This is a genomic window from Acinetobacter sp. UBA3461 (assembly GCF_002381195.1).
In the GTDB taxonomy this organism is placed as follows: Bacteria; Pseudomonadota; Gammaproteobacteria; order Pseudomonadales; family Moraxellaceae; genus Acinetobacter; species Acinetobacter schindleri.
On the sequence record NZ_DFRO01000048.1, the window covers coordinates 82,821 to 99,433 of the forward strand.

Below are 16,613 nucleotides of genomic sequence, written 5' to 3' on the forward strand. Positions count from 1 at the left end.
ACCGAAATTAGAGAAATCTGTATGAGGTATTGAGAAAATTAGAACACTCTTTACCATTTGAAGATCATTCTCTTTTATATGTGAGCATATTTTGAGAATTAACGCGTCTTTACGGAAAAGGTAGACATCACAAATCATTTATTAGGGTATCAGCTGAGAAATCTGACTTTTTAATTGTTCCATCTGTTCAATAATATGTTTGATCATCAGCTGGGAGGCTCGTGATATCTGACGTTTTGGCGCCACGCAAAGGGCAATGGTCAAAGGACGTACACCTTTTTCCGTAATCAGTTTAAAGATCAGTTCATCGCGTTGCAGTTCCGGGAAGACATCCAGATAACTCAAGATGCCAATACCGGTATTAGCCTTGATCATGCTGTTCATCAGGCGGATATCATTAGATTCCGTTTTGCGTGCCGGAATGAATTTGTGATGTTTGTACATGGCCTGTACATAGTCATGAATGATCAGCGGCTCTGCTGCAATAAAATGATTGTCATCCAAGGTATCTGAAAAATAGATTCGTTCAGCCTCAGCTAGGGGATGCTGTTTGGACATGACAAAGCCCAAAGGCAATTCCAGAAAATGCAGTACTTCCAGCTGATGATGGGCTTTGGGATTAAGAATCAGCCCGAAATCCAGTTCGGTATCGATAATTTTTCGGGCAATTACTTCACTGTCTGCCACCCGTATATTGAAATTAATCCAAGGATACTGCGCGTACATATGCTGTAGTGACTGCATTACAAAGCCTTCGCTCAAGGCAGAAATTAATCCAAATTCAATACTGCCACGTTTGAGTCCCTGAATTTCATCAAAGCGGATACAGGTCTGCTGAAACTCCTTTTGCCATTTTAGAATATCGGCATATAACATTTCACCTGCTAAAGTTAACTTCAGTCCGTTGGGCAAACGTTCAAACAGCTCAATACCTAGCTCTTCTTCAGCCAGGGCAATCTGCCGGTGAACCGCAGATACCGAAATAAACAACTGATCTGCAGCCTTACGTAAACTGCCGCTTTTCGCCACCGCAATAAAGTAATCAGAAAAGCGCGAAAACGGGGTATTTATCAATTTACTCAAGCCTGTTTCACCTGTACTCAAAATTCAATAAAAGCTTTATGCGAGTTTTATGCCAAAGCAGGCAGCTAAGGCTCAAGCCAATCAAGCATTACAAGGTGATGTTCTAATTTTTAGAATGATTTATACGAAACATTCTAATAGACGAAAAAGTAAAAAAACGAGTAATTTCAATTGTAAATAACCGGAACGCTAGCCAGCACAAGCCACGTTTCAGGGGATTAAAAATATTCAGGATTTTGCAGAAAAAAGGTTTGATATGAACGCTATTCCAATGATCAATGTATTTAGCAAGCCATGCTACAGCCAGTTTGATGATCAGGATTGGGAGATTCTGGCGCATCATTGGTATCCGGTTGCACGTATTCAGGACGTGAACGAAAAGCCACAGCAAGTGACTTTGCTGGATGTCAAACTGGCAATTTATAAAACTGAAAGCGGCGTCATTCATCTGGTACGCGATATCTGTCCGCATCGTGGTGTACCACTGAGCAAGGGCTGGGTTTCTGGGGAAAATATTGTCTGTCCCTATCACGGTCTGCAATACAACGAACAGGGAAAATGTATCAAAATCCCAGCGCAACCCGAGTTGACTAAAATCTCAGACCGTTTCTCGCTCAGCAAATTTCCAGTCGTAGAAAAATACGGTCTGATCTGGACCAGCCTGTTTAGTCGGAATGAAAGTGCTGCCAATTTCCCGGTACTAGATACCTGGGATACCGCAGAACATCAATCTATTTTACCGCCATTTGTGGATATTGCCGGTTCGAGTGGTCGTCAGTTAGAAGGCTTTATTGATGTCGCACATTTTGCCTGGGTACATCACAATGCTTTTGCCGATCGTGATAATCCGGTGGTGCCGAAATACAATACCGAACGTACGCCTTATGGTCTGCATACTGAATATGTCAGTAATGTCAGCAATTATCCTCATGGCATGCAGCATCTGGCACCTGAAGGCTTTTTATGGAAACGCGTGTTTGATGTCTATCCACCATTTTCTGCCATATTAACTGTGCATTTTCCAAATGAAGGCATTCTTAAAATCCTGAATGCCTGTTGCCCGGTGTCACACAACCAAACCAGACTGTTTGTACCATTAACCCGAAATTTTGATACCACTGGCGATTTACAGGCAGTTTATGATTTTAATGCACAGATCTTTGCTGAAGACCAGGAACTGGTAGAAAGTCAAAAACCGGAAGAGCTGCCACTGGATATTTCCATGGAAGCACATTTTGAAGCAGATCGCTCATCAACAACTTATCGACGTATATTGGCAGAATGGGGATTAAGTAAACGTTATATTGTTTAAAATAAACCAGTATATTTTTATTTAACAAGCAAGGGTTATATTTAAATAAATCATATTTCCTTAAAATATAAATTCTCCATTTAAAATTTATTATGGTATAAATAAATGAGCCGTCCAAATCATCAGTAGATATTAAAGTTTTTAAGACTTTCCAATGACGTGGGACGGCGTGCTACCCAGCTGGGACATCATCCCTTTGGAGCAGTACTGGTGGCGCCAGATCATGAAACGGTGCTGCTCACCCAATGTAATATTGATACGGTCAATCATGCAGAATCAACATTAGCCCGTATTGCTGCGACCAATTATCCAGCAGTTTATTTATGGCAATGTACGCTTTATACGGCAGTAGAACCTTGCTGTATGTGTGCTGGAACCATCTATTGGGCCAATATAGGCCGTGTAGTTTATGGTATTTCGGAAGGACATTTAGTTGAATGTACCGGTAATCATCAGGAAAACCCAACGATGAGTGTCAGCTCACACTATATCTTTAGCCATGGACAAAAGGAGATTGAGTTGATTGGACCAGTACCTGAGATTGAAACTGAAACGGTCAGTTTACAACAGCAATTCTGGCAAAGCAGATAAGCCTTTTTAGAAGAAAATCCCATTTTAAGAATGGGATTTTTTATTTTTACAGAAATTATTTTAAATATAAATGCCCATTTTAATAGCATTTAATTATATCAAGCGCACTTATTTAATTCATTTTGTTTAATATTAAAAAATTATTTATTAATAAAAATTAAAATATTAAAAAATTACCTTTATTTTAAAAGAAATAAATTAAATAAATCATTTTTTAATTAAGTTGGAATAGTTATTGCTAATTATAAAAAGAACCGATTTTACTCATCTGAGTAAAGTTATTGATTAGTGTGCATGGGGCACAAGTACAAAAAGAGCGGAAGAGAATGAAAGAAAAAAAGACCTTTAAAACCGGATTCAAAACACTGATGGGGATGCTGTGTGCGGGTGGCCTGATGGCGGCATCAATGACTCAAGCACAGGATAAAGCAGCATTTGTATATATTGGCCCAACCAGTGACCATGGCTGGACCTATTCACATGATCAGGGCCGGATCAAGACTGAAAAAGCGCTGGCCGGCAAATATAAAACCTCCTATATCGAAAATGTTCCAGAAACTGCCGACGCAGAGCGTGTTATCCGTAATCTGGCGCAGCAGGGGAATAAAGTCGTTTTTGCCACCTCATTTGGCTATATGAATGCCATGGAGAAAGTCTCCAAGCAGTTCCCGAATACGGTATTTATGCACGCCACTGGTTATAAGCAGGGCAAAAACCTGGGCGTATATGACGTTCGTACCTATGAGGGTGCCTATATGCTCGGTGTAGTTGCTGGACAGAAAACCAAAAACAATGTTTTAGGTGTCGTGGCATCCTTCCCGATTCCTGAAGTGGTGCGCAACATCAATGCTTATACTCTGGGTGCACAAAGCGTGAATCCAAAAGTGAAAACCAAAGTGATCTGGGTCAATTCATGGTTTAACCCGGGCAAGGAACGTGATGCTGCATTGGCATTGATTGCTCAAGGTGCCGATGTGTTGATGCAAAATACTGATTCTCCAGCAGTCGTTCAGGCAGCTGAACAGAAAGGGGTCTATGCCTTTGGCTGGGACTCGGACATGAGCAAATTTGGTCCTAAAGCCCATCTGGCGGCTTCGGTACTCCATTGGGAAAAAATCTACACCCCAGTGATGACTCAGGTCAGCAATAAAACATGGAAGCCAAGTGCACTGTGGTATGGGGTAAAACAGAAAGCAGTCGATATTGAGAGCTTCGGACCAATGGTAACTGCGGGTGAGAAAAAGAAAGCACTTGCTGTTCGAGATGCGATCCTGAAAGGTACCTTGCACCCATTTACTGGCCCGCTCTATAAACAGGATGGTTCAATGGTCATTGCTAAAGGTAAAACACTGGATGATGCCACCTTGAGCAAAATGAACTACTACGTAAAAGGTGTAGAAGGTTCACTTCCGAAATAAGAAAGAAAATAACAGACATCACATCATTCTAAAAACAGGCTCATGATTCATCTGGTCTTTAGCAAAAGGCAGATGAATCAACCAGCCGCATAAATCAGGGCACTTATGATGAATCCAACACATGATCTGTCTACACCTATGCCCAAGATGAATACAGGTTCAGGCAAGGATATTCCGCGACTGGAGCTGGTCAATATCTGCAAAAGCTATAATTCACTCAAGGCAAATGACCAGATTCATTTGACTGTATATCCTGGACAGATTCACGCTATTTTGGGTGAAAATGGTGCTGGGAAAAGCACCCTGATGAAAATTATTTATGGTGCACTCAAAGCCAATCAGGGACAAATTCTGTGGAATGGTAAAGAAGTCCGAATAGACAGTCCATCAATGGCGAGAAAACTCGGGATCGGCATGGTCTATCAGCATTTTTCCCTGTTTGAGACCCTGACTGTTGCTGAAAATATTTTATTGGGACTGGATGAAAAAGTAGATTTACCGAACCTGAGCAAGAAAATTATTGCCGTTTCTGAACAGTATGGTTTACCTGTCGATCCGCGAAGGGAAGTTCATTCCTTATCGGTAGGTGAGCGGCAGCGTGTAGAAATTATTCGTTGCCTGTTACAACATCCAGCGCTGATTATCCTGGATGAGCCGACTTCAGTTTTGACACCCCAAGCGGTACGGCAGTTATTTAAAACTCTGCGCATGCTGGCATCTCAGGGAGTTTCTATTTTATATATCAGTCATAAACTGCATGAAATTAAAGAACTCTGTGATGAAGCCACGATTTTGCGTAATGGAAAAGTCACCGGAAACGTCGATCCACGAGAAAAATCGACCAGTGATTTGGCCCGCCTGATGATTGGCCGTGATTTACCCACTTATATACGCGCAGAATATCAGGGCATACCAGAAACCTGTTTTCAGGTTGAAAATCTTGGCTATCAGTCTGATGATCCTTTTGGTGTGTCCTTACAAAATATCAATCTTAGCGTTCAGGCAGGTGAAATTGTCGGTATTGCCGGTATTTCCGGAAATGGACAGGCCGAACTGCTGTCTTTATTGTCCGGCGAAGCGCTGACCAAAACCGGCAGGCTTTATCTGGAACAACAGGAGATTACTACATTAACTGCTGGCCAGCGGCGTAATGTGGGACTTGGGTTTGTACCGGAAGAACGTTTAGGTCGTGGTGCCGTCCCCAATATGACATTGGCTCAAAATGTGCTATTGACCGCCTATCGTCAGAAATTCACCCGTTGGGGGTTAATTAAATTCTCAGATATCCAGACTTTTGCTGAAAAAATTATCAAAAAATTTGGGGTTAAGGCCAGTGGTGCGAACGCAGAAGCCCGTTCTTTATCGGGTGGGAATTTGCAAAAATTTATTGTCGGCCGTGAAATTCTGCAGAATCCAAAATTCCTGATCGTGGCTCAGCCCACATGGGGCGTAGATGTAGGTGCTTCCATGTTTATCCGCCAGACGCTGATCGATCTGTCACGTCAAGGGGTCGGTATTTTGGTGATTTCCGAAGAACTCGAAGAACTGTTTGAGATGAGCGATCTCATTTGTGTACTCGCCAATGGCGAGCTGTCGAATCCAGTTCCAACCCAGCAAACCAATGCAGAAAGTATTGGCTTACTCATGTCTGGCATTCAACGCCATGAAGCGACCTCGACCACGGCAGAGGAGCAACACGCTCATGCTTAAGACTTTATTAGAACAACAAATGATCTGGGGAGGATGAGCACATGCATTTACTCGAACCACGTGAACATCCGTCAAAACTGATGAAATGGCTGTCACCAGTCATTGCTCTGGCAGCCATGCTGGTCGTTGGCAGTATTTTATTTTTGATGCTGGGGATTAGCCCTGCACAGGCCATGTATGTATTTTTTATTGAACCGCTGATGACTTCCTATGGCTGGAGCGAGTTGGCCGTTAAAGCAGGTCCTTTGATTCTGATTGCCCTGGGTTTAGCTGTTGGGTTTCGGGCCAAACTGTTCAATATCGGTGCCGAAGGTCAGCTGATCATGGGGGCCATTTTTGGCGGTGGTATCGCACTGCTGTTCCATGAACAGGCAGGTTGGTGGATTTTACCTCTTATGATTTTTATGGGTGCAATTGGTGGTGCCTTATGGGGCGCAATTCCTGCATTACTGAAAACCCATTTTAATGCCGAAGAAACCCTGACCACCTTGATGATGAACTATGTCGCACTGTTTGTATTGCTCTATCTGGTCAATGGTCCTTGGCGTGATTCAGAGGGCATGAATTTTCCGCAAACTGTCATGTTTAGTGAAAGTGCAACCTTACCGATGATTCTGGAAGGAACACGGGTTAATGCTTCAATCTTTATTATCGCTGTGGCTGTGCTTCTGTTCTGGCTCTTTATGCGTAAAAGCATGACTGCTTTTAAACTGGAAGTCAGCGGACAGGCACCTTTAGCTGCTAAATATGCTGGTTTCTCATCTTCAAAAGCGATCTGGCTGAGTCTGGTGATTTCCGGAATGATGGCGGGGATTGCCGGGATATGTGAAGTAGCAGGCCCAATCGGTCAGCTGAATCCGAGCCTGTCACCAGGTTATGGCTATGCTGCAATTATTGTTGCTTATCTGGGTCGTCTGAATCCGATTGGTATCGTACTTTCCGGATCGTTAATGGCATTGATTTATCTCGGTGGGGAAATGGCACAAATGCAATTACAGCTTCCGGTCGCAATTACCGGGATATTCCAAGGCTTGCTGCTGTTTTTCCTGTTGGGATCGGATGCCTTGATTGAAAACCGTTACCGCTTTGCCAAAAAACGTGTAGTGCCTGCAGCTGAACCTGCTTCGGCAAATGCTTAACAAGATCGGAGGAAGAACAATATGGCTATAGAAATGACCGCAATTCTAGCCGGCACAATCGCCGCAGCAACGCCTCTAATCTTTGCAGGTTTAGGTGAGTTGGTGTCACAACGCACTGGGGTAATTAATTTAGGCGTAGAAGGCATGATGCTGGTCGGTGCCATTGCCGGTTTTGCCTTTGCTGCCCAATATGAAGCCAGTGTATTTAGTGCCTTATTGATCGGTGGGCTGGCAGGTATGCTGATGGCATTGATCTTTGCTTTCTTCACCTTATCACTTAGTACTAATCAGTCGGCCTGTGGTTTGGCTTTAACTATTTTTGGGCTGGGTATTTCTGCATTTTTAGGTCAGAACTATGTCAGCATGGCTTTACCGGGTTTAAGTAGCTGGAATATACCTGTACTGGCAGATATTCCCTTCATTGGTCCAATCCTGTTTCAGCAAAACTATGTGGTCTATCTGTCCATACTGGCATTTTTTGCTGTGTGGTTTGTATTGGCAAAAACCCGTCTGGGCTTGCTGTTAAAAGCAGTAGGAGAGTCACCTGAAAGTGCACATGCCATGGGTTACCACGTACTGGCTATTCGCTACGGCGCCGTCCTGTTTGGCGGCTTGATGGCAGGTATTGGGGGAGCATTCTTATCTACTGTATATACCCCAATGTGGATTGAAAATATGGTCGCAGGTCGGGGCTGGATTGCAATTGCTCTGGTGGTCTTTGCTGTCTGGAAACCATCCCGACTGATGCTGGGTGCTTATCTGTTTGGTGGTGTGACCATCCTGCAGTTTCATGCGCAGGCATTGGGGATCAAAGTACCCAATGAGTTTTTAGCAGCTCTGCCTTATCTGGCGACGATTGTAGTACTAGTCGTGATTTCCCGAGACAAGAAACTTTTGAAGATGAATCTGCCAGCGTCATTAGGCAAAACGTTTGTGCCTTAAACCTATCAATTAAAAAGATGATATAGAACAAAATGAAAATATTAGCAGCAGCCTATGTGCTGACCATGAATAGTCAAAATGAATGCATCAAAAATGGGGCGATATTGATTGAGGGAGACCGAATCAAGGCCATAGGAACCAAGACCGAACTTATCCAAAAATATCCCAATGTCATCGTGCGTGATTATCCTGAAGCCCTATTAATGCCAGGCTTAATCAATACTCACTGTCATTCCGGACTATTAAGAGGCACTGCTGAAGGACTGCCAGTATGGGATTGGCTGGAACAGTTTATTGATCCCATGCATCGTGTGCTTCAACCTGAAGATGCCAAGGCTGCCTCGTACTTGTGTTATGCAGAAGCGTTATTATCCGGTACCACGACCATTGTCGATATGTGGCGCTACATGGATGGTAGTGCAGAAGCCGCACAACAGCTTGGTATCCGTGCTATCTTGGTACCTTATGTCGCCGAGCACCCTGACCATGACTATTTTGAAACCTTAAAAACGAATGAAGCCCTGATTAATCGTTGGCATCAGCAAAGTCATGGCCAAATTCAGGTCTGGGTGGGCTTAGAACATCTGTTTTATGCTGAACCTCATGCACTCAAACGTATTCAAAGCTTATGCCAGGATTATCAGACCGGTTTTCACACCCATAGCAATGAAAGCCAGTTTGATGTCCAGGAAAACTTGCGCCGTCATGGTGTACGTCCAATCCAGACACTGGAACAGCTGGGTCTTTTAGATTTTCCACATACCTTACTTGCACATTGTGTGTGGGCAGATTCTAATGAAATTCGAATTTTGAAAGAACACAATGTTGGAGTTGCCCATAATCCAGTTTCAAACATGAAACTGGCCTCAGGTGCTGCGCCTGTACTGGATCTGCTCAAACAGGGGATTGCTGTCGGTTTAGGCACAGATGGAGAAAAAGAAAATAACAATCTGGATATGTTTGAGGAAATGAAGACGGCTTCTTTATTGGCCAAGTTTTCTTCTTTGAATGCAGCAGCCCTAGATGCATGGTCTGTTTGCCAGATGGCCACCTGCTTAGGTGCAAAGGCATTGGGCATGCAGGATCAGATTGGTAGCCTGCAAGTGGGGAAACTAGCTGACATTATTGCTGTAGATATCGCTATCCCACGTATGACGCCGTTGGTGGATGAAGGCCGATTATTTAATTTATATACTAATCTTGTACATGCTGTTCAGGGACAGGATGTCATTATGACCATGGTTGGCGGTAAAATTGTCACTGAAGGTGGGCAATTGCTGAATGCAGATCTACAAAGCTTAATCGATGAAGTCAATCGGGTTACACCTTTACTCTTTAAACGACGTGATGCATGGATGGCACACAGAGGTAAAGCTATCAATGAATTAAATCGAAATTCAGCTGAGGAAACTGAATAAATACGATCTTAGCAATGAGGTATATTGCAGGCTGTATAAACCAGTAACCCAAATTTAAACCTGTATGCCTATCCTGGTCGCATTGTCCTATTTTAGTGATTTCAAAGATTCCACATATCATGACGACGCTAAGCAGAAATATTCGAGGAGCAGATTATGCTGCCATTTATGTGGTCGGAGATCTGCATGGTTGCTATCGCCTTCTGATGCAAGAATTGGAAAAAATACGGTTTAATTTTGAGCAAGACTTGCTGATATGTACCGGCGATCTGGTGGATCGAGGCAGTGAAAATCTGGAATGTATTTCTTTATTAGATCAGCCATGGTTCTTGAGCGTCCGCGGCAATCACGAAGAAATGTGCATCAAAGGGCGTGATGATGTATGGATTCAGGATATGCATGCACGAAATGGTGGCGAATGGTTCTATCTGTTGTCCACCGAAAAACAGGATAAACTCAGCGAAATCTTATCTAAGCTTCCATTGGTCATTGAAATTCAACTTGAAGATAAAAAGATTGGCATTTTGCATGCGGATATTGATATCCATGACTGGAATCAGTTTAAGACAAACATTGCCAAAGGCGAACGAAAAATACCGGGTTTAACTTCAGCTTATACCAATGCGTTATGGGGAAGAGGCCGTATCCGGCATCATTCCAAGCACTATGGAACCGTTAAAAACATTGATGAGATCTATTTAGGGCATACCATTGTGAAAAGGCATACCCAGATTGATAACTGTCACTATATCGATGTCGGTTCCTCTTATACCCAGAAGCTGTGTATCGTCAAAATTAAATGAGGATAAGGGCGGTGGTATAAAAGATCTCCTTACGAAGAAATAAAAAGCCATCAATATGATGGCTTGATCAAACGGTTAATTAATAGGTTTTATAAGGTAAAAACTTGCCAGACAATACGACATTTACCCGGTCACCGTTTGGATTTTCCTCACGCTGAATATCCATGCTAAAGTCAATTGCGCTCATAATGCCATCACCAAATTCTTCATGGATCAGCTCTTTAATAGTCGAACCATATACATTTACAACTTCATACCAGCGGTAAATTAAAGGATCAGTAGGAACACTGGTTGGCAAAGAGCCTTTGTAAGGTACAATTTGCAGCCATGCCACTGCCTCATCACTAAGGTCAAAAATCTGACCAACTTTCTCTGCCTGCTGTTTATTAAATGCCATTTGTCCCAGGCAGGCAGCCGTTACCCATTCTTTAGAAAGACCAATTTCCTTGGCGACATCTGCCCATTTAATTGACTTTAAAACTTTCGCTGAAATGATCATGTCAGTTACTTGTTGACGATGGGTAATCATAAAAATCTCCAGATTATTTTTGAAATACATTTATATGAATTTTCATTAATGCAGTTCTCATGCCAACTAGAGGACCAAATTAGTTTTAAATAGAGCGTAAAAAATTGAATGATTTTTAAATAATTTATGGCACAGCTTTTGCTTTATTTATAACAATCATGGCAATGGCGCCATAACAAAATTACCTGTTCTGATATTTAAGGCAATGACGCCTAAGGTTTTAAAGACCTTAGGCGTCTTTTTGTTTAAAAACAGGTCCAGATATTAAAAATGAGGACGATGACATGGCATATCTTGCTCCTGCAGAGTTTGCAAAAAAAGTGGTAGATGCGGGTGAATCCAAATTACATATGGCAACCCGTGATGTATTGATTCGTGCCTTTATGGCAGGTGCGATTTTGGCACTGGCAGCGGTATTTGCCATTACCATAGCCGTGCAAACAGGATCAGCACTAATTGGTGCGCTCCTGTTTCCAGTTGGTTTTTGTATGTTGTATTTATTGGGCTATGACCTGTTAACTGGGGTATTTGTACTTACGCCGTTGGCATGGCTAGATAAACGCCCAGGGGTCACATGGGGACGTATTCTAAAAAACTGGGGCTTGGTGTTTGTAGGGAACTTTACAGGTTGTTTGGTTGTTGCGGTGCTCATGGCAGCGGTTTATACCATGGGTTTTGCAGCGGATCCAAACCCAGTCGGTGTGAAAATTGCGCATATTGGCGAGGAGCGGACATTAGGTTATGCCGAATACGGATTCGCCGGCTGGATGACTATTTTTATCCGTGGCATGCTGTGTAACTGGATGGTGTCATTAGGTGTCATTGGCGCGATGATGTCTACTACGGTGAGTGGCAAATTCATTGCCATGTGGATGCCAATTATGCTGTTCTTTGCCATGGGCTTTGAGCATTCTGTAGTGAACATGTTCCTGTTTCCATTTGCCATGATGATGGGCGGTGACTTCTCGATTGCTGACTACTTCCTATGGAATGAATTGCCGGTTGCTTTGGGTAATCTGGTGGGTGGTTTGGCATTAACAGGTCTGGCACTTTATACCACCCATGTCCGTACTGGTGTTAAAAAAGAATTTTAATATTCACCATTTTATAAAGGGATCGTATAGATCCCTTTTGAGCTTTCAGCATGAAAAAAACATTAAAAGTCAGTATTGGGCAATATTCTACTGCCGGAATTAAACAACAGAACCAGGATTTCCATGGAGTATATCTGCCCGAAGGACATGTGCTGAAACAGAAAGGTATTGCCTGTGTTATAGCGGATGGAATCGGTAGCAGTAATGTCAGTCATCTTGCAGCAGAAACCGCCGTTGGCAGTTTTTTATCTGACTATTATTCTACTTCAGATGCCTGGAGTACACAGACTTCAGCAGAACGGGTGATCCGCGCGACCAATTCATGGCTTTATGCACAGACTCAACAAAGTCAAGGACGTTTTGATAAAGACCGAGGTTATGTCTGTACCTTATCTGCACTGATTTTAAAACAGCAACAAGCCCATATTTTTCATGTTGGTGATAGTCGTATTTACCGCATTCGCGATCATGAAATTGAATTACTGACCCATGATCATCGTGTCTGGTTGTCATCCAGAGAGCATTATCTCAGCCGAGCCTTAGGTGCAGATTATCGTATTGAAATTGATTATCGAAATATTGAGCTCAAAGAAAAAGATATTTTTTTACTGATGACCGATGGGGTCTATGAATTTGTCACAGATCAACAATTATTAGATTTAACTTTAATAGATGCAGATTTAAATCAACTTGCCAAAGCATTAGTTGAAAAAGCCTTAGAACAGGGCAGTGATGATAACTTAAGTCTCCAGGTAATCCGTGTAGAACAGCTGCCTGAACTGAATCAGTTTCATATTCAGCAGGATTATGTATTTCCACAACAGCTCAGTAAAGGTGAAGTTTTTGAAGGTTATGTGATTGATAAGATTTTGCACCAAAATCATCGCAGTTGCCTGTATTTGGCACACGATACTCAGCAGCAGCCTTTGGTCATAAAAACTTTGGGGGTAGATTTACAGCAAGATAAAAATGCCGTAGAGCAGTTTCAACTCGAAGATTGGGTATCAAAACGTCTGAAGCATGACAACCTGATGCAGTGTTATCCACATAACACTGAGAAAAAATATTTATTCCAATGTTATGAATATTTGCAGGGTGAAACCTTGGCTCAATGGCTGCATCGCCAGGAAAAGCCTTTAAAGCTCGATGATATTTTACCAATTTTGCAACAAACGGCCTTGGCTTTAAATGCAATGCATCGGCTGGAGATGCTGCATCAGGATATACGGCCAAAGAACATCATGGTTTTAAATGCAGAAAATGCCATGAAAATTAAACTGATTGATTATGGTTCAACAGCAGTAAGAGGTCTGGTCGAAATTAATCCTAAAAATGCGAATCGAGCACTCGGAACCTTGGCATTTATGGCACCAGAGTATTTTATTGATCATTCGCCATCTGTACATTCAGACCAATTTTCTTTGGCGGTTATGGCCTATTATTTACTGACCAAACAATTACCTTATGGCACAGATTTAGCTCGCTGTAACAGTTTAAAGCAGCTTAAAAAAGTTCAATATCATTCCATCAGGAAATATCGGCCTGATTTACCTATATGGTTAGATAAAATTTTAAGCCAAGCGCTGAGTATTGAACCGACACATCGTTTTGAGGCCTTGTCTGAACTCATTCATAATCTAACGCATCCTTCCAAAGAATTATTAAACTCTAAACCACCAGCAATCATTGAACGTGATCCTTTACGTTTTTGGCAAATGAGTTGTGCCGTATTAGGGCTATTATTTTTACTGAGTATTGCATGGCCATTTATTTGAAAAGACAGGATCAAACTATGCTTAAAATTAGCGGTATATAGATAAGTTTTTATTCAAACTAGACCATGAGATTGAATGTCAAAAGCGCAGCAATCAATCAACAACCAGATAAAACAAGAACCCTATAGTTGTCATTTGAATAGACTTCTAAGATAAGCAGATAACAACAAAAAAGCAGGGAACCAAAATGTCTGCTCAAATTTTATCGTCTATCCTGAGTACTGCCATAATATTGACATTCGCTGGATGTACATCGTCATCCAAGTCTCCGATTACAGACAGTTATGGTCCTCAACCTGAGCTGCCTGAACCTAAATCCAGTTTGTTCCCTGTCGTTAATATCGCACCAGCCAAAGGCTGGCCGGTAAATACTATGCCTACACCGGCTGCGGGTTTAAAAGTGCAGGCTTTTGCCAAAGGTCTTCAGCATCCACGTTGGCTCTATGTTCTGCCGAATGGAGATGTATTGGTGGCGGAAACTGATGCGCCGCCCAAGCCTGAAGATAGTCAGGGGATTAAGGGTAAAATCATGAAAATGGTCATGAAAAGGGCAGGATCTTCTCATCCAAGTCCTAACCGTATTAGTCTACTTCGTGATAATAACCATGACGGCGTTGCTGATCAGAAAACAGTATTTTTGCAGAATTTAAACTCACCATTTGGCATGACCCTAGTTGGAAATACACTATATGTAGCGAATACAGATGCTTTAGTAGGTTTTCCTTATCAGCAAGGTATGACTCAAATCAAAGAAAGTGGTCGCAAAGTATTGGCTTTACCGGCAGGTCCCTTAAACCATCATTGGACCAAAAACGTGATTGCCAATTCTGAAGGAACCAAACTCTACATTACAGTTGGCTCCAACAGCAATGTAGCTGAAAATGACCTAGACCAAGAAAAAGGACGAGCTCTGATCATGGAATTTGATATGGCCAGTTCTAAGGCACGTCCATTTGCAACTGGCTTACGTAATCCTAATGGCATGGATTGGCAGCCTCAAAGTGGAGCATTATGGACTGTAGTCAATGAGCGGGATGAAATCGGGAATGATTTGGTACCTGACTATATGACCTCAGTGAAAGATGGTGCTTTTTATGGCTGGCCTTATAGTTATTATGGTCAGCATGTAGATAAACGGGTAAAGCCGCAAAATCCCGGACTGGTAGCACGGGCGATTAAACCGGATTATGCATTGGGCAACCACACGGCATCATTAGGTTTGAGTTTTTATAAAGCTGAGTTAATGCCTCAATATCGCGGTGGTGCACTAATTGGTCAGCATGGTTCTTGGAACAGAAAACCACATAGTGGCTATAAAGTAATTTTTGTACCATTTAGTAATGGTCAGCCTTCAGGTACCCCACAAGATGTCCTGACAGGCTTTTTAAGCAAAAATGGAGAGGCATTAGGAAGGCCAGTGGGTGTAACAGTAGATTTATCAGGCGCAATATTGGTTGCTGATGATGTAGGAGATACGATTTGGCGTGTGTCACCAGATGAACAGGTCCGTTAACCAGCAAGAAAAGGGATAAGGATATTGATGTTTACATTCCAAAACTAAATATTAGTATGCTATAGTTTTACTTAGGAAAATATTCAGAAAAATAAAAGCCTTATAGTCTCTCCCAAAACTATAAGGCTTAGCGGCTGTAGTCTCTTCTTTTATCACTTACTATCCCGGTAAGTTCGCTGTCTTGGCGACTTATTATCGTTATAATGCGATTATTATCAGCTTTCCTTGCTGACTCTTTATGTGAAATATAATGTCAAAAATTTTGACGATAGAAAATAGGGTAATTACTCTAATTTGTGTAAGCAATTTCCTACAAAAAATAACACTTTTATACAAAATAAAACATTATATGAAAATTCTTGTAAATATATTCACTTCTAATGCACTTAAACCAAATTATCTTGATGATTTTTATTAAAAAATAATTAATACGTTATATAACCTTTAGGTATCATTGCTTGACCAAATAACTATAATTAACCTCTCCTAAGAAGCTAATTTAACAAATTAATAGCAATCTATATTCTCCATCATTTTCAACAGGAGCTCTATGCACACAGGGTAAAACTTGCTGTGCTGGATGATCAACAGCAAGTCGCCAAAGATTTCCCGTGCCTAAATTGACAGGCTTTGCATCAGCTTTAGCCCGATAATGCAGATCGAAGAAATATTTTTCCAGAAACGCCTTAAACTCAGTTTCTGGTCCGTCATGTAACTGCTTGAGTTGTTCCCTGATTTCAGGAATCAAGATTTTTTGCTCAACCTGGTCATTGGGCAAAATCTCACTTGCAGCACCGTGATAGGTGCATAAAAATGTATCCGTTTCGATAGGGGAGCGATCCACATGGTAGGAATAGACATCGGTCGAAATAAAATCAAACTCATCATCCCGTTCATAGCATTTCAGCAAATTCAGGCAAGGAGAAGCGCCGTAGTCAGTCAATAGCTGCATATCTTTTAATATGATTTCTCTAGCCACATGACCTTGTTCAGAAAGCTGAAGCGCCAAAAGATCTTTAACAGAAACTTCAGTCATATTTTCTTTTAAATCAAGTTTAGCAACGATTTCATTAAAATCACCAGACAAATTTCTAGACCAGCAGATGGCATTCACCTCGCCCAGAAAATCCGAATATACGAGTTCAGAAAAAGTCGAAACCACTCGAATTTGAGGATTGCCAGAAAAGATATTGGTCATTTCAAAATGAAGTCGCTATTTATAAACCGTGCTCAATAATACACTTTGATGTTTAGAAATAAATAATAGATCTCTTTCATAAATCAAA

At 41.8% G+C, this 16,613-nt stretch carries 14 protein-coding genes; 11 read left to right on the forward strand and 3 right to left on the reverse strand.

Annotation, left to right across the window (positions count from 1 at the left end):
- Positions 1 to 141: 141 nt before the first annotated feature.
- The gene (locus B3D47_RS14325) at positions 142 to 1,071 is read right to left on the reverse strand and encodes a LysR family transcriptional regulator (protein WP_253170584.1); all 930 of its coding nucleotides are present in this window, start codon (positions 1,069 to 1,071) and stop codon (positions 142 to 144) included.
- A gap of 268 nt (positions 1,072 to 1,339) precedes the next feature.
- Here B3D47_RS14325 and B3D47_RS14330 point away from each other — a divergent pair, with 268 nt between their 5' ends.
- The 8 genes from B3D47_RS14330 to B3D47_RS14365 all read left to right on the forward strand — a co-directional run bounded on the left by B3D47_RS14330 (position 1,340) and on the right by B3D47_RS14365 (position 10,416).
- Complete coding sequence (locus B3D47_RS14330) at positions 1,340 to 2,395, forward strand: aromatic ring-hydroxylating oxygenase subunit alpha (RefSeq protein WP_004894780.1); 1,056 nt, start codon at positions 1,340 to 1,342, stop codon at positions 2,393 to 2,395.
- Between the two features lie 129 nt (positions 2,396 to 2,524).
- Positions 2,525 to 2,986 carry a nucleoside deaminase gene (locus B3D47_RS14335; RefSeq protein WP_286862711.1) on the forward strand — a complete coding sequence of 154 codons (462 nt, stop codon included), beginning with the start codon at positions 2,525 to 2,527 and terminating at the stop codon, positions 2,984 to 2,986.
- A 326-nt stretch (positions 2,987 to 3,312) separates the two neighbouring features.
- Positions 3,313 to 4,404 (forward strand): BMP family ABC transporter substrate-binding protein, encoded by a 1,092-nt coding sequence (locus B3D47_RS14340; protein WP_286832621.1) that lies wholly within the window; start codon positions 3,313 to 3,315, stop codon positions 4,402 to 4,404.
- Between the two features lie 105 nt (positions 4,405 to 4,509).
- Complete coding sequence (locus B3D47_RS14345) at positions 4,510 to 6,114, forward strand: ABC transporter ATP-binding protein (protein ID WP_376747601.1); 1,605 nt, start codon at positions 4,510 to 4,512, stop codon at positions 6,112 to 6,114.
- 41 nt (positions 6,115 to 6,155) lie between these two features.
- A complete protein-coding gene (locus tag B3D47_RS14350) occupies positions 6,156 to 7,253 on the forward strand; it encodes an ABC transporter permease (RefSeq protein WP_286862690.1) in 1,098 nt (365 codons plus the stop codon).
- 21 nt (positions 7,254 to 7,274) lie between these two features.
- The gene (locus tag B3D47_RS14355; RefSeq protein ID WP_004809345.1) at positions 7,275 to 8,195 is read left to right on the forward strand and encodes an ABC transporter permease; all 921 of its coding nucleotides are present in this window, start codon (positions 7,275 to 7,277) and stop codon (positions 8,193 to 8,195) included.
- 32 nt (positions 8,196 to 8,227) lie between these two features.
- Positions 8,228 to 9,613 (forward strand): amidohydrolase family protein, encoded by a 1,386-nt coding sequence (locus B3D47_RS14360; RefSeq protein WP_286862692.1) that lies wholly within the window; start codon positions 8,228 to 8,230, stop codon positions 9,611 to 9,613.
- A gap of 119 nt (positions 9,614 to 9,732) precedes the next feature.
- On the forward strand, positions 9,733 to 10,416 hold the full coding sequence (locus B3D47_RS14365) for a metallophosphoesterase (protein WP_286862694.1): 684 nt from the start codon (positions 9,733 to 9,735) through the stop codon (positions 10,414 to 10,416).
- 79 nt (positions 10,417 to 10,495) lie between these two features.
- On the opposite strand, the gene cynS is transcribed toward B3D47_RS14365, so the two are convergent.
- Positions 10,496 to 10,945 carry a cyanase gene (cynS, locus tag B3D47_RS14370; RefSeq protein ID WP_004894766.1) on the reverse strand — a complete coding sequence of 150 codons (450 nt, stop codon included), beginning with the start codon at positions 10,943 to 10,945 and terminating at the stop codon, positions 10,496 to 10,498.
- Between the two features lie 284 nt (positions 10,946 to 11,229).
- Here cynS and B3D47_RS14375 point away from each other — a divergent pair, with 284 nt between their 5' ends.
- The 3 genes from B3D47_RS14375 (at position 11,230) to B3D47_RS14385 (ending at position 15,327) form a co-directional block, all read left to right on the forward strand.
- Entirely contained in the window at positions 11,230 to 12,039 is an 810-nt protein-coding gene (locus B3D47_RS14375; RefSeq protein ID WP_000323725.1) for a formate/nitrite transporter family protein, read from the forward strand.
- Between the two features lie 50 nt (positions 12,040 to 12,089).
- Positions 12,090 to 13,814: a bifunctional protein-serine/threonine kinase/phosphatase gene (locus B3D47_RS14380; protein WP_286862699.1), complete on the forward strand. Its 1,725-nt coding sequence runs from the start codon at positions 12,090 to 12,092 to the stop codon at positions 13,812 to 13,814.
- A gap of 187 nt (positions 13,815 to 14,001) precedes the next feature.
- On the forward strand, positions 14,002 to 15,327 hold the full coding sequence (locus B3D47_RS14385; protein WP_286862701.1) for a PQQ-dependent sugar dehydrogenase: 1,326 nt from the start codon (positions 14,002 to 14,004) through the stop codon (positions 15,325 to 15,327).
- Between the two features lie 499 nt (positions 15,328 to 15,826).
- On the opposite strand, the gene B3D47_RS14390 is transcribed toward B3D47_RS14385, so the two are convergent.
- A complete protein-coding gene (locus tag B3D47_RS14390; protein WP_286862703.1) occupies positions 15,827 to 16,525 on the reverse strand; it encodes a DUF1826 domain-containing protein in 699 nt (232 codons plus the stop codon).
- Positions 16,526 to 16,613: the final 88 nt, after the last annotated feature.

Coding starts and splice junctions, on each gene's coding strand:
- B3D47_RS14330 (WP_004894780.1), top strand. CDS start 1,340: ATGAACGCTATTCCAATGATCAATGTATTTAGCAAGCCATGCTACAGC.
- B3D47_RS14340 (WP_286832621.1), top strand. CDS start 3,313: ATGAAAGAAAAAAAGACCTTTAAAACCGGATTCAAAACACTGATGGGG.
- B3D47_RS14345 (WP_376747601.1), top strand. CDS start 4,510: ATGATGAATCCAACACATGATCTGTCTACACCTATGCCCAAGATGAAT.
- B3D47_RS14350 (WP_286862690.1), top strand. CDS start 6,156: ATGCATTTACTCGAACCACGTGAACATCCGTCAAAACTGATGAAATGG.
- B3D47_RS14355 (WP_004809345.1), top strand. CDS start 7,275: ATGGCTATAGAAATGACCGCAATTCTAGCCGGCACAATCGCCGCAGCA.
- B3D47_RS14360 (WP_286862692.1), top strand. CDS start 8,228: ATGAAAATATTAGCAGCAGCCTATGTGCTGACCATGAATAGTCAAAAT.
- B3D47_RS14365 (WP_286862694.1), top strand. CDS start 9,733: ATGACGACGCTAAGCAGAAATATTCGAGGAGCAGATTATGCTGCCATT.
- cynS (WP_004894766.1), bottom strand. CDS start 10,945: ATGATTACCCATCGTCAACAAGTAACTGACATGATCATTTCAGCGAAA.
- B3D47_RS14375 (WP_000323725.1), top strand. CDS start 11,230: ATGGCATATCTTGCTCCTGCAGAGTTTGCAAAAAAAGTGGTAGATGCG.
- B3D47_RS14380 (WP_286862699.1), top strand. CDS start 12,090: ATGAAAAAAACATTAAAAGTCAGTATTGGGCAATATTCTACTGCCGGA.
- B3D47_RS14385 (WP_286862701.1), top strand. CDS start 14,002: ATGTCTGCTCAAATTTTATCGTCTATCCTGAGTACTGCCATAATATTG.
- B3D47_RS14390 (WP_286862703.1), bottom strand. CDS start 16,525: ATGACCAATATCTTTTCTGGCAATCCTCAAATTCGAGTGGTTTCGACT.